The sequence below is a fragment of the Streptomyces sp. NPDC041135 genome (assembly GCF_055592085.1).
On sequence record NZ_JBVIYZ010000010.1, the window covers coordinates 55,939 to 78,600 of the forward strand.

Below are 22,662 nucleotides of genomic sequence, written 5' to 3' on the forward strand. Positions count from 1 at the left end.
ATGTTCGAGAGCCGCTGGAGGCTCACGAGTGCGGGAGGTGCGTGTGCCGGGCTTCGCGCATCTGCGCACCGTCTCCGGGTTCTCCCTGCGCTACGGAGCCTCGCACCCGGAGCGGCTGGCCGAGCGCGCCGCGGAACGGGGCATGGACGCCCTCGCCCTCACCGACCGCGACACCCTCGCCGGCTCGGTCCGCTTCGCCAAGGCCTGTGCCGCGGCCGGCGTGCGCCCGCTGTTCGGCGCGGAGCTGGCCGTACGGCCGCCCGAGCCCGCGCGGGGCGAGCACCCGGTGCGGCGCGAGCGGCGCCGCACCCCCGTGCGCGGCGGTGCCTTCCTCGACGAGTCGGCACCCCGGGTGACCTTCCTCGCCCGGGACGGCGCCCGGGGCTGGGCGGACCTGTGCCGGCTGGTCGGCGCCGCGCACACCGCCGAAGGACCGCCCCTGCTGCCCTGGTCCGCCAACCACGCCGACGGCCTGACCGTACTGCTCGGCCCCGGCTCCGACGTGGGCCGCGCCCTCGCCGCGGGCCGTCCCGACCGCGCCGCGAGACTCCTCGCGCCCTGGCGGGAGGCCTACGGCGACGCGGTGCGCCTGGAGGCCGTCTGGCACGGCCGGGAGGGCACGGGCCCCGGCTCGCTGCGCCTGGCGGCCCGCACCGTCGGCTTCGCCGCCGAGCAGCGGGTCCGCCCGGTGCTCAGCAACGCCGTCCGCTACGCCGACCCCGGCCAGGGACCGGTCGCCGACGTGCTGGACGCCGCCCGCCGCCTGGTGCCGATCGACCCGGCCGGGGAGCTGGACTCCGGCGAGGCCTGGCTGAAGGACCCGGCGGCCATGCTGGGCGTCGCCGAACGGGTGGTGGAGGCCGCGGGCTACCGGCGCGACACCGCCCACCGGCTGCTGGAGCAGACCCGGGCGACGGCCGCCGAGTGCCTGGTCGACCCCGAGGACGACCTCGGCATGGGCGCCGTCCACTTCCCCGAGCCGCACCTCGTCGGCGCCGGCCGCCGCACCGCCCAGCGGGCGCTGGCCTCGCGGGCGGCGGCGGGCATGGTGCTGCGCGGCTACGCGGGCCGGCGCGACTACTGGGAGCGGATGCACCAGGAACTGGACATCATCGCCCACCACGGCTTCGCCTCCTACTTCCTCACCGTCGCCCAGGTCGTCGACGACGTGCGGGACATGGGCATCCGGGTGGCCGCGCGCGGCTCCGGCGCGGGCTCCCTCGTCAACCACCTCCTCGGCATCGCGCACGCCGACCCGGTCGAGCAGGGGCTGCTGATGGAGCGGTTCCTGTCCCGGGAACGGGTGGTGCTGCCCGACATCGACATCGACGTGGAGTCCGCGCGCCGCCTGGAGGTCTACCGCGCGATCATCGGCCGGTTCGGCACCGAGCGGGTCGCGACCGTCGCCATGCCGGAGACCTACCGCGTCCGCCACGCCGTCCGGGACGTGGGCGCGGCCCTGTCCATGGACCCGGCCGACATCGACCGCATCGCCAAGTCCTTCCCGCACATCCGCGCCCGCGACGCCCGCGCCGCCCTGGACGAGCTGCCCGAGCTGCGCCGGCTGGCGGCGGAGCTGCGGCGGGAGGGGGAGCCGGGCGGGGGGAGGTACGGCAGGTTCTGGGAGCTGGTCGAGGCCCTCGACGCCCTGCCGCGCGGAGTCGCCATGCACCCGTGCGGCGTGCTGCTCTCCGACGCCTCCCTCCTCTCCCGTACGCCGGTGGTGCCGACCAGCGGCGAGGGCCTGCCGATGTCCCAGTTCGACAAGGACGACGTGGAGGACCTCGGGCTGCTCAAGCTGGACGTACTGGGGGTGCGGATGCAGTCGGCGATGGCGCACGCGGTCGCCGAGGTGACCCGGGCGACCGGGGAGCGGCTCGACCTGGACGCGATCGCGCCGGGCGACCCGGAGACGTACCGGCTGATCCGCTCCGCCGAGACGCTGGGCTGCTTCCAGATCGAGTCGCCCGGCCAGCGGGACCTCGTCGGGCGGCTCCAGCCGGCCACCTTCCACGACCTGGTGGTCGACATCTCGCTGTTCCGGCCCGGCCCGGTCGCCGCCGACATGGTGCGGCCGTTCATCGAGGCACGGCACGGGCGGACGCCGGCGCGCTATCCGCACCCCGCCCTGGAGGGGGCGCTGAAGGAGACCTACGGCGTGGTCGTCTTCCACGAGCAGGTCATCGACATCATCGCCGTCCTGACCGGCTGCGGGCGCGGCGAGGCGGACCGGGTGCGGCGCGGGCTGTCCGACCCGGAGTCCCAGGGGCGGATCAAGGTGTGGTTCGGCCGGCAGGCGGCGGCCAACGGCTACGACGCGGAGACCGTCCGGCGCACCTGGGAGATCGTCGAGGCCTTCGGCTCCTACGGTTTCTGCAAGGCGCACGCGGTCGCCTTCGCCGTACCGACCTACCAGTCGGCGTGGCTGAAAACCCATCACCCGGCCGCCTTCTACGCCGGGCTGCTCACCCACGACCCCGGGATGTACCCGAAGCGGCTGCTGCTGGCGGACGCGCGGCGGCGCGGGGTGCCGATCCTGCCGCTGGACGTGAACGCGTCGGGAGTCACCCACCAGATCGAACTGGTGTCCGACGCAAGGGATCCGGTGTCCGGCGCGAAGGATTCCGGGGGGACCTGGGGGCTCCGGCTCGCCCTGTGCGACGTGCACGGCATCACCGAGGCCGAGGCGCGGCGCATCGCCGACGGCCGGCCCTACGCCTCGCTGCTCGACTTCTGGGAGCGGGCCCGGCCCAGCCGCCCGCTCGCCCAGCGGCTCGCCCAGGTCGGCGCCCTGGACGCCTTCGGCGCCAACCGGCGCGACCTCCAACTGCACCTGACCGAGCTGCACCGCGGCTCCCGCGGCCCGGGCGGCGGCCAGCTGCCGCTGGCGGGCGGCCGGCGGACGGCCCCGGCCGGGCTGCCGGACCTGTCCTCCGCCGAGCGGCTCAGCGCCGAGCTGGGCGTGCTGTCCATGGACGCCTCCCGCAACCTGATGGACGACCACCGCGCGTTCCTCGACGAGCTGGGCGTGGTGCCGGCGCGCCGGCTGCGCGAGGCCCGCAACGGTGAGACGGTCCTGGTCGCCGGCGCCAAGGCGGCCACCCAGACCCCGCCGATCCGGTCCGGCAAACGGGTCATCTTCAGCACCCTGGACGACGGCACGGGTCTGGTCGACCTCGCCTTCTTCGAGGACTCCCACGACACCTGCGCGCACACCGTCTTCCACTCCTGGCTGCTGCTGGTGCGCGGAGTGGTGCAGCGGCGCGGGTCACGCGGCTTCAGCGTGGTGGGCTCCGCCGCCTGGAACCTCGCCGAACTCGCCGGACTGCGCGCCGAGGGCGGCCTGGCCGAGGTGGCGGCCCGGCTGGCGGCGCCGGCCGGCACCGGTGGCGCCGCCGCGGCGGACGGCCCGGACGGGGACGGCCCGGACGGCGACGGCCCCGCCCGGGCCCGGCTGGCCGGCTCCGAGGGGCTGCCCGCCCCGGCCGGCTCCGCGGCCCGCGACCCGATGGCGGACCGGCGGATCCGCATGCCCACGGGGTACGAGATGCACCCCTGGGCCGATCTGCGCCCCGCGGGCGACGGGCCCGCGGGAGGAAAGAAGTTGTGGCACCAGAGTCCGGGGAGTGCGGGATGACCATCCTCTGCGTACGTTTCCAGCTGCCGCCGGCCGACGAGACGGCCCTGCCGGGGCTGCTCGGGCTGCTGGCCGACTTCACCCCCGTCGTCCAGGCGCTGCCCCCCGACGGCGCCCTGGCCGATCTGCGGGGCGCCGAGCGCTACTTCGGGCGCGACGCCGTGGAACTGGCCTCGGTGATCCGGGTCCGCGCGCTCGCCCTGCACGGCGTCGACTGCCTGATCGGCGCCGGTCCCGGCCCGATGCTCGCCCGCGTGGCGCTGCGCGCCGCCCGGCCCGGGGTGACCTGCGCGGTGCCCGACGCGCCCGGCGCCGCCGCGGACTTCCTCGCCGGCCGGCCCGTGGCCGCGCTGCCCGGCGTCGGCGCGGTGACCGCCCGCACCCTGGGCGCGTACGGCCTCGACACCCTCGGCCGGGTCGCCGCCGCCCCGCTGTCCACGCTCCAGCGCCTGATCGGCGCCCGGGCGGGCCGCGAGCTGCGCGAGAAGGCCGGCGGCGTCGACCGCGGCCGGGTCGTGCCGGACACCGGCACCCTGGTCGCCGAACGCCGCTTCGGCCTGGACGAGGTGGACGCCGGCCGGCACCGGCGGGAACTGCTGTCGGCCGCCGAGGAGATCGGCGCCCGGCTGCGCGCCCTGGAGAAGGTCTGCCGCACCCTGACCCTCACCGTGCGCTACGCCGACCGCTCCTCGACCACCCGCGGCCGCACCCTCGCGGAGCCGACCGCCCACTCCCCGGCGCTGACCCGGACCGCCTACGCCCTGTACGACTCCCTGGGCCTGCAACGGGCCCGGGTGCGCGCCCTCGCCCTGCGCGCCGAGGGCCTGGCCGGTGCCGACCAGGCCTCCCACCAGCTCACCTTCGACCCCGTGGACGAGAAGGTGCGCCGCGTCGAGGAGGTCGCGGACCGGGCCCGGGCGAAGTTCGGGCCCCGGGCGGTGCTGCCGGGGACGCTGGCGCGCACCGCACCGGCGGCCAGGCTCAGTTGGCCCACGGCGGCGTGATCCGGGTGCCGTCGGCCAGCTCCGCCTCCAGGCCGACGGAGGTGGTGACCCAGGAGAGCGCGGTGTGGGAGGTCCGGTTCTCCAGGGCGAGGGTGCCGCCGGCGGGGACGATCACGGTGTCGCCGGCCCGGACGTGCTCCGGATGCCCGTCGAGGGTGATCACCAGCTCTCCGACGAGCAGATGGAAGATCTCCTCCCGGCTGACGGTGTGGGCGGGGGCCCGGGTGCCGGGCGGGATCTCGCCGCGCCAGGCGCACAGCTCCCTGCTGCCGGTCAGGGGGGTGGCGTACGAGACGAACCGGGCGCCGTGGATCTCGTGGGTCACGGCTTCGCCGGAGCGGACGACGGGCATGGCGGACTCCCTCAACTGGTCAAGTTGCTTGATTAAGTGCCTCTATAGTCAAGCAGCTTGACCATGTCGTCAAGGGTGCTTCAATGCCCCTGTGCAGCAATCCGACGCCATGGCCCTGTCCGCCGCCCTCCTCGCCGTCGCCGGCGACCTGACCCAGCGCATCCACGACGGGGTCGTCGCCCGGGGCTTCGAGGGGCTGCGGCCCGCCCACGGTTTCGCCTTCGCGCGGCTCGCCCCGGACGGGGCCACGGTCACCGACCTCGCCGCACACCTCGGGGTGACCAAGCAGGCGGCCAGTCAGCTCGTCGACGAGATCGTGCGCAAGGGGTACGCCGAACGCCGGCCGCACCCCGAGGACGCGCGGGCCCGGCTGATCGTGCTGACCGAGCGGGGGTGGGCCTGCACCCGCGCCGCGGAGGCGGCGGCCGCCGACGCGGTGGCGGAGTGGGCCCAGGTGCTGGGCGAGGCGGAGGTGCGGGCGCTGCGGCACACCCTGGGCGGCATCGCCCGCGGTGGCCCGATCCGGCCTGCCTGGTGACGGGGCGCGGGCGCCGGCCGGGGCGCCGGCCGGCGGCGGAAGTTTTTACCGACGCGTAACTTCACAGTTGCACTACTCGCCCGTAACTTGACGAATGAACAGCATCCCGTGATCCGGATCACAGGGCAAGGCCGTCGCACCTCCCTTTGAGCCGCGAGGAGATCACACGATGCTGCCCTGGAAGCGAGTGCTCAGACCGTTCGCCGCGCTGCTGCTGACCGCCGCCGTCGCCGCCGTCCCCGCCACCACCGCGCACGCCGCCACCCCCACCGTCAGCAGCGGCTGGAACGACTTCACCTGCAAGCCGTCCGCCGCCCACCCGCGCCCCGTCGTCCTCGTCCACGGCACCCTGGGCAACTCCGTCGACAACTGGCTCTCCCTCGCCCCGTACCTCACGAGCCGCGGCTACTGCGTCTTCTCCCTCGACTACGGCCAACTGCCGCACGTCCCGGTCTTCTTCGGCCTCGGTCCCATCGACGCCTCGGCCGGCCAGCTCGCCGCCCACGTCGACCGGGTGCTCGCCGCGACCGGCGCCGACCGGGCCGACCTGGTCGGCCACTCGCAGGGCGGCATGATGCCCCGCTACTACCTGAAGTTCCTCGGCGGCGCCGCCAAGGTCCACGCCCTCGTCGGCATCGCCCCCGACAACCACGGCACCAGCCTCAGCGGGCTGACCCACCTGCTGCCCTACTTCCCCGGCGCGCAGGACCTGATCACGGCCGCCACCCCCGGGCTCGCCGACCAGATCGTCGGCTCCCCCTTCCTGACCAAGCTCAACGCGGGCGGCGACACCGTCCCCGGGGTGCGCTACACGGTCATCGCCACCCGTGACGACGAGGTGGTGACGCCCTGGCGCAGCCAGTACCTCAGCGGCCCCGACGTCACCAACGTCCTGCTCCAGGACCTGTGCCCGCTCGACCTCTCCGAGCACGTGGCGATCGGCCTCGTCGACCGCATCGCCTTCCACGAGGTGGCCAACGCGCTCGACCCGGCCCACGCCACCGCCACCACCTGCGCGTCCGTCTTCAGCTGACGGCCGCGCCACCCGGGCCTGTCCGGCCTGAGCCGCCGGACAGGTCCTCGTGCGGGGTGGATTCCGTGGGGGCGATCAGAAACTAGCCCGGGGAAACCGTCCGGTCACCCGCCGGACGCGGGCGGAGCGCATCCTTATGGCGGCGTTAAGGCTGCGCTGAGGCTGCGCTGAGGCTGCGCTCAGCCCTCGGGCCACCAGGTGCGGGCGATGTCCTTGCGCACCTCGGGGCGGCCGGCCGGACGCGGTTCCTCCGCCTCCTCGCGGACCCGGCGGCTGTCGGACCTCTTCAGGGGCTTCTGCACGGTCGTGCGGCGCATGGCTGCCTCCTTCAGTGCCTACCGGGTTCCGCGATGTCACGGAGGTAGACCCGTGGGGCGAGAGTTCCTCATCGGTACCGGATGTGTCAGTGGCGGCGGTCACCCCGGGACTGTCAGTGGCGGCTGGCACCCTGAGGACATGACGTACGAGAGTGACCGGGCGGCTGCGGACAGTGGCGCGGCGGCCGTCGACTGGGACGCCGAGGCCGCCGTCTTCGACGAGGAACCCGACCACGGGCTGCGCGACCCCGGGGTGCGGGCGGCCTGGGCGGCCAGACTGCGCGGCTGGCTGCCCGAGCCCCCCGGCGACGTCCTCGACCTCGGCTGCGGCACCGGCAGCCTGTCGCTCCTCGCCGCCGAGCGGGGCCACCGCGTGACGGGCGTGGACCTGTCCGCGGCCATGGTCGGGCGGGCCCGCGCCAAGCTCGCCGGCCGGGACGCGGCGTTCCTGACCGGTGACGCGTGCGCACCGCCGGTGGAGGAGCGGCGCTTCGACACCGTGCTGGCCCGGCACGTGCTGTGGACGCTGCCCGACCCGGCCCGCGTCCTGCGGCACTGGCGCGGGCTGCTGCGGCCCGGGGGGCGGTTCGTGCTCGTCGAGGGGGTGTGGGGAGCGGTCCACCCGGTCGGCATACCCGCCGGCCGGCTCACCGCCCTCCTCGCCCCGCTCACCCGCGAGGTGCGGGTGGAGCGGCTGTCCGGCGACCCGCTGCTGTGGGGCGGTCCCGTGTCCGACGAGCGGTACGCGGTGCTGGCCGCGGTGTGAGCCGGGCGCCGCCGGCTCACCGCCCGCGGGTGAGCCGCACGGCGCCGTATGCCCGCCCTGGGCCGGCCGCCGCTCTCAGGTGAGCAGCGCGTCGAAGCCGCCGTCGCGGGCGAGGGCCTCCAGCGTGTCCAGGGCGGCCACGGCGGCCGCCGCGGCCTGCGGATCGGCCTCGGCCAGCCCGCTGGACGCGAACTCGTCCTCGTCCAGCCGCCGTACGTCGGTGCCGTCGGCGGAGCGCCACAGGTCCAGGTCGAGATCCTCCACGACCAGCCGCGCGCCGGAGCGGACGGCCGGGCGGGTGATGTCGGTGTACCAGCCCTTGAGGGTGCCGTCCCCGGCCCGGACCTCCTTGACCGCGTACCAGCGGTCCCGCCAGTAGTACTCGGTGAAGACGTCACCGGGTTCGAAGCGGACGAAGCCGAAGTCCCGGACCCCCTCGCCCGCCCAGGGCGCCCGGACGACGATCCGCCGGCCGTCGTCCTGGAGGAGGTCCGCCGCGTAACGGATCTTCGTCCGGCCCGCCTTCACGAGGACGACCTCCACCCGGGCCGTCGTCTCAGCCGAGTTCGCGGACATGGCGCACCTCCGTGGCGCAGATCTGGTAACCGAGGCGTTCGTTGATCGCGATCATGGGGGCGTTGCCGGTGTCGTTGCCCGTGAACGCCTCGGTGAGGCCCGCGGCGCGGGCCCGGTGCAGGGAGTGCAGCTTGGCGAGCCCGGCCAGTCCGCGGCCGCGGTACGCGCGGGCGGTGCCGGTCATCGCGGTGGCGTAGCGGGTGCCGCCGTCGGTGCGGGCGACGGTGAAGGCGACCGGGCGCCCGTCGACGCACACGGCGACCGTCAGGTCGCGGTCGAGCAGGGGATGCTCCCAGGTCTCCGCCAGCCAGGCCGTGTAGTCCGTGAACTCGGCCGCCACGTCGCCGGGTTCGTCCGACGTCGTCTCCGCGTCCAGCTCGAACAGCGGCCGGGGATCGGCCGCGAAGTCCGCCGCGGTGCGCAGTCCGACGCCCGGCGGGGTGTCCGGGAGCGCCGGAAGGCGGCCGCTCGCGAGGTCGAGGCGCAGGAAGTGGGCGGAGCGGCCGGTCCGGTAGCCGCGGCGCTCGGCGAAGGCGCGGTTGCCCGGCTCGTCCAGGGCCCAGGCGAACAACCTGGTCGCGCCCTGCGCGGCGAGGTGGTCCTCGGCGGCCCGCACGAGCAGCCGGCCGGCCCCGCGGCCGGTACGGTCCGGGCGCACGTACACGTTGAGACAGCCCTGGCCGGGCTCCGGGCTGTCGTGCGCCAGGTGCACCTGGGCCGTGCCGATGATCTCGCCGTCCTCCTCCGCCACGAGCGGCCGGTAACGGGCGCCGGGAGGGGTGTGGCGGGCGACGTGCCGGACCGACTCCGGGGTGAACAGGATGTAGGGCAGTGCGAGCGTGCGGACGCGGGCGAACCCCTCGGCGTCGGCCGGGACATCGGGGCGCAGATCGCGGACGATCACTGTCATGTCGTGTCACCGTACGGGGGCGGGAGCGGGGGTGCCTCTCATTTTCCGGCGGGTACGGGACAATCACCGGGTGACGTTGCAGATCCACATCGACGACAGCGCCCCGTCGTCCGAGCAGGTGCGGGCGCAGATTTCCGAGCAGGCGCGGTCCGGAGCCCTGCCTGTGGGCTACCGGCTGCCGACCGTGCGGGGGCTCGCGGAGTCGCTGGGCCTCGCGGTGAACACGGTGGCCAAGGCCTACCGGGCGCTGGAGACGGACGGGGTGATCGAGACGCGGGGGCGCAACGGGACGTTCGTCGCCGCCGCGGACTCGGCGGCGGCCCGCGAGGCCGCGTCGGCCGCCCAGGCCTACGCGGAGCGGGTGCGCAGGCTCGGCCTGGACCAGCGGGCGGCCCTGGCGGCCGTACGCGACGCCCTGCGGGCCGGGTACGGACAGGGCTGAAGCGGCCGTAGCGGGGTCAGGGGCGGGGTGCCGGGGCCGGGGTGCGGGTCACCGTGCGGCCCGCTCGGGCGGTGGCCGCGGCGAAGGCCACCGCGTCCGCCACCGCCGCCCCGCCGGGATCGTTGTTGAAGTACGCGTAGACGTCCTCGGTGTCGGACCAGGTGGTCGCGAGGCGGTCCACCCAGGTCTCCAGGGACCGCCGGCCGTAGCGCGGCCACGGCCGGGCGCGGCCCTGGTGGAAGCGGACGTACCCCCAGTCCGCCGTGCGCCACAGCGGCGTCACCGGGCGGGCCAGCACGTCGGCCCAGCACAGGGCGGCCGCGCGGGACTCCAGGACCGTGCGCACCTCGGGCGTCCACCACGACTCGTGGCGCGGCTCGACCGCGACCCGGGTGCCGGCCGGGAAGCGGGCCAGGCAGGCGTCCAGCAGGGCCGGGTCGGCGCGCAGGGTCGGCGGAAGTTGCAGCAGGACCGGGCCCAGGCGGTCGCCGAGGCCCGCCGCGTGCGACATCAGGCGGTGCACCGGCTCCTCGGGGTCCTTCAGGCGCTTGATGTGGGTGAGGTACCGGCTGGCCTTGACCGCGACCACGAAACCGGGCGGCACACGCTCGCGCCAGGCCGCGAACGTCTCCGGCGACGGCAGCCGGTAGAAGGCGTTGTTGATCTCCACCGTCGCGAACAGCCGCGTGTACTCCTCCAGCCACAGCCGCACCGGCGTCCCGGCCGGGTACACGACGTCCCGCCAGTCCTTGTACTGCCACCCCGAGGTCCCGACGAAGACGGTCATACGTCCATCAAAGCACCGGGACCCGGCGGTGGCCGGGCGCTACAGGTACAGCCCCGCGTCGGCGCCCTCGCGGGCGCCCGGCACCGACGTCGGCGTCGTCCCCCGGCGCAGCGCGTACAGCTCCGCCAGGGTCGCCCCCTCGCGGCCCACGCCCTCCTCGGTGCCCAGCCACGCCACCGCCTCCCGGCGGGTCAGCGGGCCCACCTCGATACGGGCCAGACAGCGGCCGGGGCGGACCACGGCCGGGTGCAGCCGCTCCAGGTCCTCGTTGGTGGTGACCCCGACCAGGACGTTGCGCCCCTGGCCGAGCAGACCGTCGGTCAGGTTCAGCAGCCGTGACAGCGCCTGGCCCGCGGTGTGCTTGGCCTCGCCCCGGATCAGTTCGTCGCAGTCCTCCAGCAGCAGCAGCCGCCAGCGGCCCTTGCCCGCCGGCTCCTCCTCGCCGATCGCGATGTCCATCAGGTAGCCGACGTCCGTGAACAGCCGCTCCGGGTCCAGCACACAGTCCACCTGGCACCACTCCCGCCAGGAACGGGCCAGCGTGCGCAGCGCGGAGGTCTTGCCGGTGCCGGGCGGGCCGTGCAGGAGCAGCAGCCGGCCGGTGACGTCCTGCGGCCCGGTCTTCATCAGCCGGTCCATCGCCTCGGCCACCGGTTCGGTGTAGTTGGCCCGCACCTCGTCCCAGGTGCCCGCGGAGATCTGCCGGGTGGTGCGGTGCGGACCCCGCCGCTGCGAGGCGTACCAGAACCCCATGGTGACGTTCTCGGGCTGCGGCTCCGGCTCGTCCGCCGCGCCGTCGGTGGCCTGGTCGAGGATCTTCTTGGCCAGTTCGGCGGTGGTCGCGGTGACGGTGACGTCCGCGCCCCGGTTCCACCGGGAGACCAGCAGCGTCCAGCCGTCGCCCTCCGCGAGGGTCGCGCTGCGGTCGTCGTCGCGGGCGATGCGCAACACCCGGGCGCCGTGCGGCAGCAGGGTCGCGCCGGAGCGCACGCGGTCGATGTTCGCCGCGTGCGAGTACGGCTGCTCGCCCGTCGCGAAGCGGCCGAGGAACAGCGCGTCGACGACGTCGGAGGGCGAGTCGGAGTCATCGACGTTGAGCCGGATCGGCAGTGCGTCGTGCGGGTTGGCAGACATGCCGCCATGATCCGGCACACAGGCGCCCCGCGCACCCTTTTTCCGCTCCGTGCCGATTGCGGCGCCGGGCGGTACGGCAGCCACCCGCAGCCCACTTGACGGCAAGTCAAGGGTCAGGCGCCGGAGCGTTGGCGAACGCCTGGTCGAACGGGAGGTGCACGAGCGCGGTCGGTCTCGTTCAAGACCGAATTTTTTTGGCATGAACACTTCCTGTCAACACGCGTAGCTGCTACCAACGTTGAGGCAGAGATCCTGCTAAAGGGAGGTTCCATGAGACGTTCCCGGTTTACGGCATACGTGACCTCGCTCCTCCTCGCCACCGGTCTCGCCCTCACGGGCGCGGCCTCGGCGCAGGCGTCCCCCCTCGCGGCGACCGGTGGCTACGTGGCGCTCGGTGACTCCTACTCCTCCGGCGTGGGAGCCGGCAGCTACATCAGCTCCAGCGGCAGCTGTGACCGCAGCACCAAGGCGTATCCGTACCTGTGGAACGCCGCCCACGCCCCGTCCTCGTTCTCCTTCGCCGCCTGCTCCGGCGCGAAGACGGGCGACGTCCTCTCGGGCCAGCTGGGCTCGCTCAACTCCGCCACGGGCCTCGTGTCGATCACCATCGGCGGCAACGACGCCGGTTTCTCCGACGTCATGACGACCTGTGTGACAAGCTCCGACAGCACCTGCATCGCCCGGATCAACACCGCCCGGACGTACGTCGAGACGACCCTGCCCGGCAAGCTCGACAGCGTCTACTCCGCGATCAGCGCCAAGGCACCCTCCGCCCACGTGGTCGTGCTCGGCTACCCGCGCTTCTACAAGCTCGGGGCGACCTGCATCGGCCTGTCCGACACCAAGCGCGCCGCCATCAACGACGCGGCCGACCTGCTGAACCTCACCGTCCAGAAGCGCGCCCTCGACCACGGCTTCACCTTCGGCGACATCCGCACGACCTTCGCCGGCCACGAGATCTGCTCCGGCGACTCCTGGCTGCACAGCGTCAACTGGCTCGACATCGGCACGTCGTACCACCCGACGGCGACCGGCCAGTCCGGCGGTTACCTGCCCGTCTTCACCAACGTGGCGTAACCGCGGGGGTGAACCCGGAGCGCGCGGCACCCGGTGTGCGCGCTCCGGGGACGCACCGGCTCAGCCCAGCGCGGTGGCCACCCCCTTGAGCAGCATCCCGGCGCCCAGGACCACGACGGTCAGCGCCGACACCAGCGGTACGGACCGGCGCACGAGCGCGGCCACCGGGTGGACGGTCCAGCGGGGCCGGCGCTCCAGCGCCCGGGCCACTCCCGCGCCCAGCCGCACCACGGCGAACCCGGCCGCGGTGAGCGTCAGCGCCAGCCCGGCCCCGTACGCGACGACGAGCAGCAGCCCGAACCAGGCCTGCCCCAGCGCCGCCGCGCCGACCAGCACGACCACGGCGGACGGGCTCGGCACCAGCCCGCCCGCGAACCCGAGCAGGATCGTGCCGCGCAGGGTGGGCGCGGTGGGGTGCGTGTGGGTGAAGCCGCCGTGCGTGTGCGTCAGGGCGTGGTCCGCCGCACCTTCGTGACCGTGTCCGTGCCCGTGACCGTGACCGTGCCCGTGCCCGTGCCCGTGCCCGTGCCCGTGACCGTGCCCGTGACCGTGACCGTGACCGTGACCGTGACCGTGGTGGCCGTCGTGGGCATGCGGGTGTTCGTGGGCGTGCGGGTGTGCGTGGGCGTGGTCATGGCCGTCGTCCCGGCCGTCGTCCCGCGCGTGTTCGTGCCCGTGCCCGGGTGCGGTTGCGGGGCGGTCGGGCCAGGCCCGGCGGACGAGGCGTGCGCCCGCCGCGGTCACCAGGGCCCCGCCGGCCAGGCCCAGCCAGGCGATCACCGACGGCGTCGCCGCGGACCCGGCCGTGACCAGCAGGCCCAGGGCGACGACGCCGAGGGTGTGGGTGACGGTGACCGAGGCGGCCAGCGGCAGCACGTCGCGCGGCCGGGCCCGGCCGCCGCGGGCCGCCGCAGCCGTCGCCATCAGAGTTTTGCCGTGGCCCGGCGCCAACGCGTGCAGCGCCCCGAGCACGGCCGCGATCAGCACGGCGAGCGCGGCGAAGCCGGGAGTGAGGTCGCGGCGGGCGACGAGGTCGTCCAGGGCGCGGGTGAACCGGTCGGCGCCGCGCGGCAGTACGGCGGCGCCGGGGGCGTCGCGCCGCTGCGCGTCGAGCGCCGGGCCGCCCGGGCGCACCCGCAGCGAGGCGGTGCCGGTGTGGGCCGGGGAGGAAAGCAACCGGGCCGGATAGGTGGTCAGTTCGTGCGAGACGGACGTGGCCGGCACGTCCGACGAGGTGAGCGTCGTCCGGTCGCCGCGCGCGGTGATCTCCCGCCAGCCCGGCCCGCCGGTGGTGCCCGCGCCGCGGAAACGGACGGCGACGGTGCCGTGCGCGGGCAGCGCGGCGGTGAGGCGGCACTCGACGCGCAGGGTGTCCAGCCCGGCCTGCCCCGGGCGCCGGTGGGCCCGCGCGGCTTCGACGGCCAGCGCGGCGGCCCGGCCGTCCACGGTGAGGCCGCTGCCCGCGGCGGCCCCGGCGCACCGCCGCGCCGCCCACCCGGCCAGCCCCAGCCGCTCGACGTCGGGGCCTGCCTGGGTCGCCGGGATCTCGGCCAGGTCCTCGACGTGGTCGACGCGGAGCTGCCCGGGGGCGGCGACCAGGCCGTCGTAGCGGTTGACGGTGAAGTTGCCCAGCGGATGGGCGCCGGCGGAGCCGGCCGGCAGGAGCACCAGCGCGCAGGCGGCGGTGAGGACCGCGGCGGCCGAGGCGAGCGGCCGGCGCCGGGCCGTCATCGCGCGGCTCCCGCCGCCGTACCGGCGGTGCCCGCCAGCGCCCTGCGGGCCGCGGCCGCGCCCGTCGGGGAGAAGCCGGGGTTGAGCCGCAGGGCCGCCCGCAGGGAGGCGCGGCCGTCGGTGGCGTGACCGGTGGCGAGCTGCACGACGCCGCGGTGGTAGAGGAAGGAGGCGTTGCGGTAGCCGGTGGCGGTGGCCCGGCGGGCGTACGGCAGGGCCTCGGCGTCGTGGCCGGTGACGTGCAGGGCCCAGGCGAGGGCGTCCGCCGTGTGCACGGTGTGGCGGCGGGCCCACTCGGCGCGGGCGGCCCGCAGGGCGGCGGCCCGGTCGCCGTGGTCGGCGGCGGCGAGCGCGGTGTCGAGGTCGACGTCCACGCCGTTGGCGCGGGCCAGCGCGCTCCAGGCGTCGACCAGGGCGTACTGCTCGCGGGCCCGGGCCCGGTCGCCCGCGCCGCCGCGGGCCTCGTACAGCTCGCCCAGGGCCACCAGCGGGCCGGGCAGCGGCGCGCGGGAGACGACGGCCTCCATGCCGGTGATCGCCGCCTCCCGCTCACCGGTGGCGGCCTGGGCGCGCGCCCGGCCCTCCAAGGCGGGGAGGTAGGTGTCGTCGGCGGCCAGGGCGCGGGCGTAGTGGCGCAGGGCGCCCTCGAAGTCGCCCTCGGCGAAGGCGAGCTGGCCCAGCTGGCCGGCGACGTACGCCACGTCACCCGGCGAGGACGCCGCGTCCAGGGCCCGCGCCAGCACGCGCCGCGCCGTCGCCACGTCACCGCGCAGCTCGTGCACGTAGGCGTACCGCGTGAAGACCGGCACGCCCGGCCTGCGGCTGTCGGCGGTCACGGCGGCCCGCGAGGCCGCGTCGTACCGGCCGAGTTCGACCAGGGCGTCGATGCGCGAGCACAGGGCGCGTTCGCTGTACGGGTTCTGCCGCAGCGCCCGGTCGGCGTGGCGGAGCGCTCCGTGGAAGTCGTGCCGGGCGGCGGCCAGGGCGGCGAGTCCGGCGAGGGCCTGGTCGTCGCCGGGGGCCAGGCGCAGCGAGCGGTGCAGGGCCCGCTCGGCCTGCGGGTAGCGGGAGGGGTCGCCCTGGGTGCGGGCCTGCTCGACGTAGGCCAGGCCGAGGGTGGCCCAGCCGCCGTGGTCCTTGGGCTGGGTGCGCAGGTGCCGTTGCAGGGCGGTGATGCCCGCGTCCAGGTCCCCGTCGGCGAGCAGCCCGGGGGCCACGGCGCTCGACACGGCCGCCGTGCCACCGGTCGCCGTGCCGCCGGCCGCGCCGTCCCGTGCGGCGCCGGCCGCGATCGCCGCGCCGGTCAGCGCGACGGCCAGCAGGACCGCGCAGCCGGCGAGCCCCGCGGCCCGCCCGCGCCGCCCCGCGGCCGCCACCCGGCGCAGCGCCGCGAGACGCTCACCGGGCCCGGTGGCCGGGGACGGCGGGGCGGGCGGACCGTCTCCCGCGTCCGTGGCGGTACTCACCGTGGTCTGCCCGGTGGGCTCGTCGTCGTCCTCGCGCGCGGACATGCCTCTCCTCGATCGCCTGTAGGGGTGGGGCGGCGCGGCCCGCCGTGGGGGCGCGGGCCGCGCCGGTCTCGGTCGCGCGCCTCAGTAGGCGCGCCGCACCCGCCGCCGCCACCAGGCGAGGGCGGTGCCGATCAGCAGGACGGCCGCCGCGCCGGAGGCCGCCGACGCGGCGATCATGACCGTGTCGCCGGAGCCCGCCGCGGACGCTTCCGCGGGCCGCAGGGCGTCACCGAGCTGGCTGCGCACGTCGGCACCTCCGGTCGTGCCCTTGGCGCGCGCCCCGCGCGAGCCGGCGGTCGGCTCGGCGACGTACGGGAAGTACTTCTCGAACTTCTTGTCGTTGGCGTCCACCGCGTCGCCCAGGTCGTTCTTCGCGCCGACCAGTTCGCCCTCGACCACCTGGAGCGCCTCGTCGATCACGTCGTCGGTGAGCCGGCGGCCGTTGGGGAAGCCGGCGTTGTCGCCGTCCAGCACGCCGAGCCGCTTGGGGTGCGCGCTCGGCGGGACGGAGGTGTTGAGCCGCAGCTCCTCCGCCGCCTTCACGTACGGCGGCTGGTTGAGCCCCTTGACCCCCTTGAGGAAGACGTCGACCAGGTCGTTGCGCGGCTCCGCGGGCGCCTTGATCTTGTAGATGCCCTCGATCAGCCGGGGCAGCTCGGGGTTGGTGACGTTCTTCAGGAACTGCCCGTCGTAGCCGGGCTGGGAGGCGTTGAAGCGGTCCTTGTCCTTCTGCGGGTTGACGACCTCGTTGACCAGCGGGTTGCCCAGCCGCGAGACCTGCGCGTAGGAGCCCTGCGCGGTGCGGCGCTGGGTGGTGGACCAGATGCCGACGACCGGCTGGTGGGACGACTGGCGGATCAGCTCGTTGGGCACCTGGAGGGCGATGGTGTTGACGTTGTAGCCCTTGAGCGTGTCCCGGCCGACCTCGCTGAGGTCGCCGCCGTAGAGCAGGTCGAAGACCCGCAGGTCCGCGAAGAACGGGTCGTCGGCCTGGCCGGCGAAGGTGGCCGCCCCGCCCGCCGTCTTGTACACCGCCTGCGCCCGCAACTTGGCGTAGTCGGGCATCGACGCCCTGCCGACGTCCGACGGCGCCACCGGCACGTCGTCGGCGACCTTCGTCGTCGACACCGTGTGCCCGCCGTGCTGCCGGATCAGGTCGATGTCGTAGGTCTGCGTGATGTTGAGGTCCGGGTCGTCGAGGCTGGTGACCGGGCCGGTGTTGTAGAGGAACGTGTCGCCGTTCTTCGTGTGCGTCCGGAAGGTGTACCGGAACAGCAGCTCGCCCTGCGCGTCGCCGTTGCTGTCGACGTGGATGTCGTACTGGGCGTCGTCCGCGAAGGTGTAGAAGTTCGGCCCGCCGGCCGGTTCCTCGAAGGGGATCCAGTTCGCCACGATCGTCGTGGTGTCGGGCTTGTCCGGGCTGACGAACGCGTACAGGTCCGTGTTGTCGTACTGCGGGGTGCCCGAGATCAGCGGGGCCTCCCGGTGGGAGGAGGCGGAGGCCGCCCCCGGCTGCAGCGTCGCGACGCCGGCGGCCGCGAGCCCGCCGGCGGCCAGTGCCCCGCAGATGAGCGTGAGCAGACCCGTGCGTCCCGCACCGCTCCTGGAGAGTAGAGGTGTCATGCCGTCCGTCCTCAGTGCCAACTTGCCTGACGCCGGGACATTCGGAGGCGGCGGCGGAGCGGATTGGCCGCCCGAGCGATTTTTCTTCGCCGCGTCCGGACCCGCTTTTTCGGCCCGCTGATCCGTATCACCTGCCGGAGGTGTGCGTTCGTGCGGATGCATGGGGTGCGGGGCAGGTCCGGCTGCGGTCACGGAAGGGGGGCTCGGGTGGACGCGGACGAGTTGCTGCTGCTCGTGGCGGACGGCGACCAGCGGGCGTTCGAGGAGTTGTACGCACTGGTCTGCCGGCCGCTGTACGGCCTCGTCCGCCGGGTGGTGCGCGATCCCGCGCAGTCCGAGGAGGTGGCCCAGGAGGTGCTGCTCGAACTGTGGCGCTGCGCCGCCCGGTTCGACCCGCGCCGGGGCAGCGCCCTGTCCTGGGTCCTCACCCTCGCCCACCGCCGCGCCGTCGACCGGGTGCGCAGCGCCCGCGCGGCCGGCGAGCGGGAGCAGCGCGAGGCCCTGCGCGCCGGGGAGCCCGCCTTCGACCACGTCGCCGAGGAGGTCGAGGCCGGTCTGGAGCGCGAGTGGGTGCGCCGCTGCCTGGACCGGCTGACCGCGCTGCAACGCCAGTCCGTCACCCTCGCCTACTACGACGGCTACACCTACCGTGAGGTGGCCGAGCGGCTCTCGCTGCCGCTGGGCACGGTCAAGACGCGGATGCGTGACGGGCTCACCCGGCTGCGCGAGTGCCTGGGAGGTGCGGCATGAGTGTCCTCGGTCGTCTGCTGCGCCGCGAGGACCCGCACTCGCTGGCCGCGCCCTACGCGCTGGACGCCCTCGAACCGGGCGAGCGGCGCCGCTTCGAGAAACATCTGCGCTCCTGCGACCGGTGCGCCGCCGAGGTGCGCGGCCTGTCCGAGGACGCGGTGCGGCTGGCCTGGTCCGCGGCCGCCCCGCCGCCGGCCGCGCTGCGCGACCGGGTGCTGGCCGCCGTCCGCACGACACCGCAGGAGCGTCCGGCGCCGCGGGAGCGCGCGGCGGCCCGTGTGCGCGCCCCCCGGCTGCCGCCGCACGTCTGGGGGGCGCAGGCCCCGCCCGCGCGCGGCCGCCAGCGCCGGCCGCGGCCGCTGTTCGCGCCCTTCGCCACGGCCACCGCCGCCGCGGCGCTGGTCGTCGCCTCGCTCTTCGCGGTGCAGGCGCACACCGACCGGGACCGGCTCGAGGCCGAGCGGAGCCAGGCACGTGAGATCGCCCACGTTCTGGCCGCTCCCGACGCCCGCGCCGCCGCCGGACGGGACGCGCGGGGCCGCAGTATCGGAGTGATCGCTTCCGCCTCCGCCCGGGAGGCCGTCGTCACGCTCAGCGGGTACGGCACCCCGTCCGGCGGCCGCGTGCACCAGCTGTGGCTCATGCGCCCCCGTGCGCGACCGCGCTCCCTGGGCCTCCTGGCGGCCGACACGCCCCTGGTGGCGGCCGGCCTCGATCCGTCCTCGACGTCACTGGCCGTGACCGTGGAGCCGGGCGGCGGCTCAGCGCAGCCCACCAGCCAGCCCATTGTCCAACTCGCCCTGAAATCGGTCGGATTCGGAGAGTGATCGCCGAGGGGTCGTCAACACCCTTACGGGGAAGGTGAATCACGTGACCGCGATACACGCATGCTCCACCGGGGCGATAGGGTTACCCTGCCCGGGCCGGGTGGACTCGTACGGGTGGGGAGTGACATGGAGCAGATAACAGTGCGCAGCAGGGCGAGGGTCCCTGCGATCACCTGCGGGAGCGGCGCGACGAGTTCGCGTCTCGACCGCCATCTCGCGGTGCTGGCGGGTCCCGCCATACCGCAGCGGGAGACGATCGAAGCGACCTCGCTGATGCGCGAGCTGACGGCACGTGACCGCGCGCACGAGCGCAGCGACCGGGGCACGCGGGTCAGCCGGGTCTCCCTGTTCGCCCCGCTGCGCCGGCTGCGCCGTTCCCTGTTCGGCGACCGCTGAGCACACCGACGTCCTAGGAGCCTCGTCCGCCAGGCCCGCGCTCAGGCCGCCACACCGTCCCGGCGCAGCGCTGCGATCTCGCCGTCCGTCATTCCCACGGCGCGCAGCAGCGCCTCGGTGTGCTGCCCCAGTGCGGGCACGTCCCCCATCCGCGGCTCGTCCCCGCCCGGCAGCGTGATGGGCGGCAGCAGCGCCCGCAGCGGTCCCACCGGCGAGCCCACCGCACGCCACCGCTCCCGGGCCGCCAGCTGCGGATGCTCCGCCAGCTCGTGCAGGTCCCGCAGGCGGGCGCAGGCGATCCCCGCCCCCTCCAGCCGCGCCAGCGCCTCGTCGGTGTCCAGGACGGCCAGCGCCCCGGCGACCAGCTCGTCGGTGCGCTCCCGGCCGGCCACCCGCGCCGCGTTGGTCGCGAAGGCCGGGTCGGTGCCCAGCCCCGGCTCCCCGATGACCTGTTCGGCCAGCCGCCGCCACTCCCGGTCGTTCTGCACCGACAGCAGCACCCGCCCGCCGTCCGCCGTCGGATAGGCGTCGTACGGGGCGATGACGGCGTGCGCGAGCCCGGTGCGCGCCGGGGCCGTGCCGCCGTGCATCGTGTGGTGCAGGGGGTGGCCCATCCACTCGGCGAGCGCCTCCAGCATCGACACCTCCACCGGCCCGCCGCGCCCGGTCGTGCCGCGCCGCACCAGCGCGGCCAGCACGCCGGAGAAGGCGTACATGGCCGCCGCGATGTCGGCCGCCGGAATGCCCGCCTTCACCGGCTGCCCGGGCGTCCCGGTCACCGACACCAGCCCGGCCTCGCACTGCACGAGCATGTCGTAGGCCCGCTTGCCGGCGTACGGCCCCCACGACCCGTACCCCGAGATGTCCACGGCGATCAGCCGCGGGTTCCCGGCGCACAGCGTGGCCGCGTCGAGCCCGAGCCGGGCCGCGGCCCCGTGGGCGAGGTTCTGCACGAACACGTCCGCGTCCGCCACCAGCCGCCGTACGACGTCCAGTGCGCGCGGGTCCTTCAGGTCCAGGGCGAGCGACTCCTTGCCGCGGTTGCACCACACGAAGTGCGAGGCCAGCCCGGCGGCCGCGGTGTCGTAGCCGCGCGCGAAGTCGCCGCCGTCGATCCGCTCCACCTTGATGACCCGGGCGCCCAGATCGGCGAGCTGCCGGGTCGCGAAGGGCGCGGCCACGGCCTGTTCGACGGCGACGACGGTGATGCCCTCCAGGGGCAGGGGGAGTCGGTCCATGGGGTGGATCATGCCCCTGAGCGGCGGCCCTGTCAGCAGCCGGGCCGCCGCGCGGGCCTCACAGCAGCGCGAACTGCCCCTCCGGGCCCTCCTCGTGGTGGTCCAGCACCGAGGCGGGACGGCGGGCGGCGTCCGGCACCGGCAGGACGCCCGCCCGCCGCAGCTCGGTGGCCGTGACGGGCGCGGTCACCGCCAACTCCTGCTGCTCGCGGCGCAGTTCGGACAGCAGGGCCAGCACGGTGACGAGTTCGAGGAGTTCCGACGTCCAGGACTGGGGCCAGCCGGCCGGGCGGATCGCGGCGAGGGTGCCCGGACCGGCGGGCGCGGTGCGCGCGGCGAACCACTGCTCCAGCACCCGGACCCCGGCCACCTGGAACTCCCAGGCCCCCGGCGGCACGGGGGAGACGCGGCCCTCGTCGAGGTACAGCGCCTCCTCCTCGGGGTCGTAGCGCAGGGTCTGCGGGCGGGCGGGCAGCGGCGCGCGGACGTAGGGGCGGCGCCCGCCGGGCAGGCGGGGACGGTCGCCGTCCCGGCGCATCAGCCACAGCGTCCGACGGCCCAGCTCCACCCCCCGGGACCAGAGCCCGGCGTCCGCGGTGAGCGGCACGGTGAGGTCGGCGCGGGTCGTGGCGAGGAACCAGGCGAGCAGGTCCAGGGGCGCCACGGACAGGCCCAGACGCTCGCCCAGCAGGTCCGTCAGACCCGGCGCCAGGTTGGGTTCCGCCCCGCCGGGACGGCGGTACAGCGGGCGGACGCGGCCGGGGCGCAGCAGCGGCATCAGCGAGGTCGCCAGCAGCGGGGAGAGCAGGTCCGGGCTGTCCCCGGCCGTCTCCACGGCGAACACCTGCCGGGCGTCCGCCACCCGCCACAACTCGGGCCGGGCCACGTCGAGCAGCCGGTGGTCGGGGATGAGCCACTGCTCGTCGAAGGGCGCCGCCAGCACCCGCACCGGCTCCGGGCAGGGGCCGGTGGCGCGGGCCAGCCGCTCGGTGCCGCCGGAGCGGCCGGGCAGCTGCCCCACCGCCGAGTGGAGGGTGCGCGAGCGGGTCGGCTCGAACAGGGCCGCGCGCTCGGGGCCCGCCGCCCTCAGCAGCGCGTCCCAGCGGGCCTTCAGGGCGGCCGGGTCGGGTGCCGTCGGCCAGGCGCGGCCGGGCCGCAGCGGTGCGACGGACCACGGCATGAGGTCCGCGAGCAGCGGAGCGTCGTCGTGCGTCACGGTGGGCATCGTACGACCTGGACGAGGCCGGGATCAGGTGGCGTCCAGGGTGACCGTGAACGAGAAGCGGTCGCCCCGGTAGTGGATGACGGCCACGTCCAGCACCCGGCCGGCGGCGTCGTAGGTGACGCCCGTGTAGTGCAGGATCGGGCTGAGCAGCGGCACGCGCAGCAGGCGGGCGGTGGCCGGGTCGGCCAGCCGGGCCTCCACGGTGTCCGTGATCCGGCTGATGTCCGCCCCGACCACGTCCCGCAGCACCTTGGTCATCGGCCAGCGCACCAGGTCGTCCAGGTCGATGCGCGCGGCGAGTTCGGGCCGGACGTGGTTGACGGCGTGGTTGGTCGGCTCGCCGGTCGCCTCGTCGCTGCGCAGCCGGTGGTACGTCGCCACCTCCGCGAGGTCCGGGAAGTGCTCGGCGAGCGGGGCCGGGACCGGCCCCCGGCCGTGGTCCAGCAGCTCGGTCGTCATCCCCGACTGCTGGGCCACGATCGCGTCCACCGAGCCGAGCAGCCGGACCGGGGCGCCGCGCCGGACGTCCGGCTCGATGAACGTGCCGCGCCGCCGGTGCCTGCTGATCAGCCCCTCGTCCTCCAGCTCCTTCAGCGCCTGACGCATCGTCAGCACGCTCACGCCGTAGTGCTCCGCCAGCTGCTCCTCGGTGGGCAGGCGCAGCGGGTCCCGGGGCGAGCGGCCGAGTATGGAGGCGCGCAGCGACTGCGACACCTGGTACCACAGCGGCAGCTTGCGGTTGAGGACGAGGGAATCCGGAGCGAAGGAGGTCACGGGCCTATCCGTAC

The 22,662-nt window shown here is 75.3% G+C and carries 22 protein-coding genes; 10 read left to right on the plus strand and 12 right to left on the minus strand.

From position 1 onward, the window contains the following. Positions 1–43: 43 nt before the first annotated feature. A complete protein-coding gene (locus ACZ6CZ_RS22965) occupies positions 44–3,637 on the plus strand; it encodes a DNA polymerase III subunit alpha (RefSeq protein ID WP_469024654.1) in 3,594 nt (1,197 codons plus the stop codon). Beyond that, positions 3,634–4,641, plus strand: coding sequence for a DNA polymerase Y family protein (locus tag ACZ6CZ_RS22970; protein ID WP_469024156.1), 1,008 nt, complete (start codon positions 3,634–3,636; stop codon positions 4,639–4,641). Before ACZ6CZ_RS22965 ends, ACZ6CZ_RS22970 begins: the two co-directional genes overlap by 4 nt. Here the strand turns inward: ACZ6CZ_RS22970 and ACZ6CZ_RS22975 are convergent. Further along, positions 4,619–4,993 (minus strand): cupin domain-containing protein, encoded by a 375-nt coding sequence (locus ACZ6CZ_RS22975; RefSeq protein WP_469024159.1) that lies wholly within the window; start codon positions 4,991–4,993, stop codon positions 4,619–4,621. The two genes, ACZ6CZ_RS22970 and ACZ6CZ_RS22975, sit on opposite strands and share 23 nt — an antisense overlap. Before the next feature lie 91 nt (positions 4,994–5,084). Between ACZ6CZ_RS22975 and ACZ6CZ_RS22980 the strand changes: the two genes are divergently transcribed. Both ACZ6CZ_RS22980 and ACZ6CZ_RS22985 read left to right on the plus strand, forming a co-directional pair. Next, entirely contained in the window at positions 5,085–5,531 is a 447-nt protein-coding gene (locus tag ACZ6CZ_RS22980) for a MarR family winged helix-turn-helix transcriptional regulator (protein ID WP_469024161.1), read from the plus strand. Between the two features lie 169 nt (positions 5,532–5,700). Continuing rightward, the gene (locus ACZ6CZ_RS22985) at positions 5,701–6,564 is read left to right on the plus strand and encodes an esterase/lipase family protein (protein WP_469024164.1); all 864 of its coding nucleotides are present in this window, start codon (positions 5,701–5,703) and stop codon (positions 6,562–6,564) included. Positions 6,565–6,743: 179 nt separating this feature from the next. Here the strand turns inward: ACZ6CZ_RS22985 and ACZ6CZ_RS22990 are convergent, their stop codons facing one another. After that, positions 6,744–6,881 carry a hypothetical protein gene (locus ACZ6CZ_RS22990; RefSeq protein ID WP_469024166.1) on the minus strand — a complete coding sequence of 46 codons (138 nt, stop codon included), beginning with the start codon at positions 6,879–6,881 and terminating at the stop codon, positions 6,744–6,746. Positions 6,882–7,020: 139 nt separating this feature from the next. Between ACZ6CZ_RS22990 and ACZ6CZ_RS22995 the strand changes: the two genes are divergently transcribed. Then, positions 7,021–7,647 carry a class I SAM-dependent methyltransferase gene (locus ACZ6CZ_RS22995; protein WP_469024169.1) on the plus strand — a complete coding sequence of 209 codons (627 nt, stop codon included), beginning with the start codon at positions 7,021–7,023 and terminating at the stop codon, positions 7,645–7,647. A 75-nt stretch (positions 7,648–7,722) separates the two neighbouring features. Here ACZ6CZ_RS22995 and ACZ6CZ_RS23000 read toward each other — a convergent pair whose 3' ends face one another. Beyond that, positions 7,723–8,223, minus strand: coding sequence for a ribonuclease FAU-1 family protein (locus ACZ6CZ_RS23000; protein WP_469024171.1), 501 nt, complete (start codon positions 8,221–8,223; stop codon positions 7,723–7,725). Continuing rightward, the gene (locus ACZ6CZ_RS23005) at positions 8,204–9,133 is read right to left on the minus strand and encodes a GNAT family N-acetyltransferase (RefSeq protein WP_469024173.1); all 930 of its coding nucleotides are present in this window, start codon (positions 9,131–9,133) and stop codon (positions 8,204–8,206) included. The genes ACZ6CZ_RS23000 and ACZ6CZ_RS23005 overlap by 20 nt, the downstream gene beginning before the upstream one ends. Positions 9,134–9,203: 70 nt before the next feature. Between ACZ6CZ_RS23005 and ACZ6CZ_RS23010 the strand changes: the two genes are divergently transcribed. Beyond that, positions 9,204–9,575: a GntR family transcriptional regulator gene (locus ACZ6CZ_RS23010; RefSeq protein ID WP_469024176.1), complete on the plus strand. Its 372-nt coding sequence runs from the start codon at positions 9,204–9,206 to the stop codon at positions 9,573–9,575. A 16-nt stretch (positions 9,576–9,591) separates the two neighbouring features. Here the strand turns inward: ACZ6CZ_RS23010 and ACZ6CZ_RS23015 are convergent, their stop codons facing one another. Then, complete coding sequence (locus tag ACZ6CZ_RS23015; protein WP_469024178.1) at positions 9,592–10,362, minus strand: DUF72 domain-containing protein; 771 nt, start codon at positions 10,360–10,362, stop codon at positions 9,592–9,594. A 39-nt stretch (positions 10,363–10,401) separates the two neighbouring features. Next, a complete protein-coding gene (locus ACZ6CZ_RS23020) occupies positions 10,402–11,496 on the minus strand; it encodes a DUF5925 domain-containing protein (RefSeq protein WP_469024181.1) in 1,095 nt (364 codons plus the stop codon). Positions 11,497–11,766: 270 nt separating this feature from the next. Between ACZ6CZ_RS23020 and ACZ6CZ_RS23025 the strand changes: the two genes are divergently transcribed. Beyond that, complete coding sequence (locus ACZ6CZ_RS23025) at positions 11,767–12,573, plus strand: SGNH/GDSL hydrolase family protein (protein WP_469024183.1); 807 nt, start codon at positions 11,767–11,769, stop codon at positions 12,571–12,573. Positions 12,574–12,633: 60 nt separating this feature from the next. Here ACZ6CZ_RS23025 and ACZ6CZ_RS23030 read toward each other — a convergent pair whose 3' ends face one another. The 3 genes from ACZ6CZ_RS23030 to ACZ6CZ_RS23040 form a co-directional block, all read right to left on the minus strand. Next, positions 12,634–14,304, minus strand: a complete 1,671-nt coding sequence (locus ACZ6CZ_RS23030) for a nickel transporter (protein WP_469024186.1) — start codon at positions 14,302–14,304, stop codon at positions 12,634–12,636. Then, positions 14,301–15,815 (minus strand): tetratricopeptide repeat protein, encoded by a 1,515-nt coding sequence (locus tag ACZ6CZ_RS23035; protein WP_469024188.1) that lies wholly within the window; start codon positions 15,813–15,815, stop codon positions 14,301–14,303. Before ACZ6CZ_RS23035 ends, ACZ6CZ_RS23030 begins: the two co-directional genes overlap by 4 nt. A gap of 81 nt (positions 15,816–15,896) precedes the next feature. Next, positions 15,897–17,438, minus strand: coding sequence for a DUF4331 domain-containing protein (locus ACZ6CZ_RS23040; RefSeq protein ID WP_469024191.1), 1,542 nt, complete (start codon positions 17,436–17,438; stop codon positions 15,897–15,899). Between the two features lie 207 nt (positions 17,439–17,645). Here ACZ6CZ_RS23040 and ACZ6CZ_RS23045 point away from each other — a divergent pair, with 207 nt between their 5' ends. The 3 genes from ACZ6CZ_RS23045 (at position 17,646) to ACZ6CZ_RS23055 (ending at position 19,411) form a co-directional block, all read left to right on the plus strand. Next, entirely contained in the window at positions 17,646–18,188 is a 543-nt protein-coding gene (locus ACZ6CZ_RS23045; protein ID WP_469024193.1) for a sigma-70 family RNA polymerase sigma factor, read from the plus strand. Then, positions 18,185–19,015 carry an anti-sigma factor gene (locus ACZ6CZ_RS23050; protein WP_469024196.1) on the plus strand — a complete coding sequence of 277 codons (831 nt, stop codon included), beginning with the start codon at positions 18,185–18,187 and terminating at the stop codon, positions 19,013–19,015. The genes ACZ6CZ_RS23045 and ACZ6CZ_RS23050 overlap by 4 nt, the downstream gene beginning before the upstream one ends. 126 nt (positions 19,016–19,141) lie before the next feature. Continuing rightward, complete coding sequence (locus tag ACZ6CZ_RS23055) at positions 19,142–19,411, plus strand: hypothetical protein (RefSeq protein WP_469024198.1); 270 nt, start codon at positions 19,142–19,144, stop codon at positions 19,409–19,411. A 41-nt stretch (positions 19,412–19,452) separates the two neighbouring features. Here ACZ6CZ_RS23055 and ACZ6CZ_RS23060 read toward each other — a convergent pair whose 3' ends face one another. The 3 genes from ACZ6CZ_RS23060 to ACZ6CZ_RS23070 are packed head-to-tail and all read right to left on the minus strand — an operon-like array spanning position 19,453 to position 22,648. Then, positions 19,453–20,649 (minus strand): CaiB/BaiF CoA transferase family protein, encoded by a 1,197-nt coding sequence (locus ACZ6CZ_RS23060; protein WP_469024200.1) that lies wholly within the window; start codon positions 20,647–20,649, stop codon positions 19,453–19,455. A 58-nt stretch (positions 20,650–20,707) separates the two neighbouring features. After that, positions 20,708–21,874, minus strand: a complete 1,167-nt coding sequence (locus ACZ6CZ_RS23065) for a type ISP restriction/modification enzyme (RefSeq protein ID WP_469024203.1) — start codon at positions 21,872–21,874, stop codon at positions 20,708–20,710. A 24-nt stretch (positions 21,875–21,898) separates the two neighbouring features. Beyond that, a complete protein-coding gene (locus ACZ6CZ_RS23070) occupies positions 21,899–22,648 on the minus strand; it encodes a GntR family transcriptional regulator (protein WP_469024206.1) in 750 nt (249 codons plus the stop codon). Positions 22,649–22,662: the final 14 nt, after the last annotated feature.

What these genes read in the sequence shown, in the direction of transcription:
- ACZ6CZ_RS22970 (WP_469024156.1), top strand. Translation starts at nt 3,634, where the DNA reads ATGACCATCCTCTGCGTACGTTTCCAGCTGCCGCCGGCCGACGAGACG.
- ACZ6CZ_RS22975 (WP_469024159.1), bottom strand. Translation starts at nt 4,993, where the DNA reads ATGCCCGTCGTCCGCTCCGGCGAAGCCGTGACCCACGAGATCCACGGC.
- ACZ6CZ_RS22985 (WP_469024164.1), top strand. Translation starts at nt 5,701, where the DNA reads ATGCTGCCCTGGAAGCGAGTGCTCAGACCGTTCGCCGCGCTGCTGCTG.
- ACZ6CZ_RS22990 (WP_469024166.1), bottom strand. Translation starts at nt 6,881, where the DNA reads ATGCGCCGCACGACCGTGCAGAAGCCCCTGAAGAGGTCCGACAGCCGC.
- ACZ6CZ_RS22995 (WP_469024169.1), top strand. Translation starts at nt 7,021, where the DNA reads ATGACGTACGAGAGTGACCGGGCGGCTGCGGACAGTGGCGCGGCGGCC.
- ACZ6CZ_RS23000 (WP_469024171.1), bottom strand. Translation starts at nt 8,223, where the DNA reads ATGTCCGCGAACTCGGCTGAGACGACGGCCCGGGTGGAGGTCGTCCTC.
- ACZ6CZ_RS23005 (WP_469024173.1), bottom strand. Translation starts at nt 9,133, where the DNA reads ATGACAGTGATCGTCCGCGATCTGCGCCCCGATGTCCCGGCCGACGCC.
- ACZ6CZ_RS23015 (WP_469024178.1), bottom strand. Translation starts at nt 10,362, where the DNA reads ATGACCGTCTTCGTCGGGACCTCGGGGTGGCAGTACAAGGACTGGCGG.
- ACZ6CZ_RS23020 (WP_469024181.1), bottom strand. Translation starts at nt 11,496, where the DNA reads ATGTCTGCCAACCCGCACGACGCACTGCCGATCCGGCTCAACGTCGAT.
- ACZ6CZ_RS23025 (WP_469024183.1), top strand. Translation starts at nt 11,767, where the DNA reads ATGAGACGTTCCCGGTTTACGGCATACGTGACCTCGCTCCTCCTCGCC.
- ACZ6CZ_RS23030 (WP_469024186.1), bottom strand. Translation starts at nt 14,304, where the DNA reads ATGACGGCCCGGCGCCGGCCGCTCGCCTCGGCCGCCGCGGTCCTCACC.
- ACZ6CZ_RS23035 (WP_469024188.1), bottom strand. Translation starts at nt 15,815, where the DNA reads ATGTCCGCGCGCGAGGACGACGACGAGCCCACCGGGCAGACCACGGTG.
- ACZ6CZ_RS23040 (WP_469024191.1), bottom strand. Translation starts at nt 17,438, where the DNA reads ATGACACCTCTACTCTCCAGGAGCGGTGCGGGACGCACGGGTCTGCTC.
- ACZ6CZ_RS23050 (WP_469024196.1), top strand. Translation starts at nt 18,185, where the DNA reads ATGAGTGTCCTCGGTCGTCTGCTGCGCCGCGAGGACCCGCACTCGCTG.
- ACZ6CZ_RS23055 (WP_469024198.1), top strand. Translation starts at nt 19,142, where the DNA reads ATGGAGCAGATAACAGTGCGCAGCAGGGCGAGGGTCCCTGCGATCACC.
- ACZ6CZ_RS23060 (WP_469024200.1), bottom strand. Translation starts at nt 20,649, where the DNA reads ATGGACCGACTCCCCCTGCCCCTGGAGGGCATCACCGTCGTCGCCGTC.
- ACZ6CZ_RS23065 (WP_469024203.1), bottom strand. Translation starts at nt 21,874, where the DNA reads ATGCCCACCGTGACGCACGACGACGCTCCGCTGCTCGCGGACCTCATG.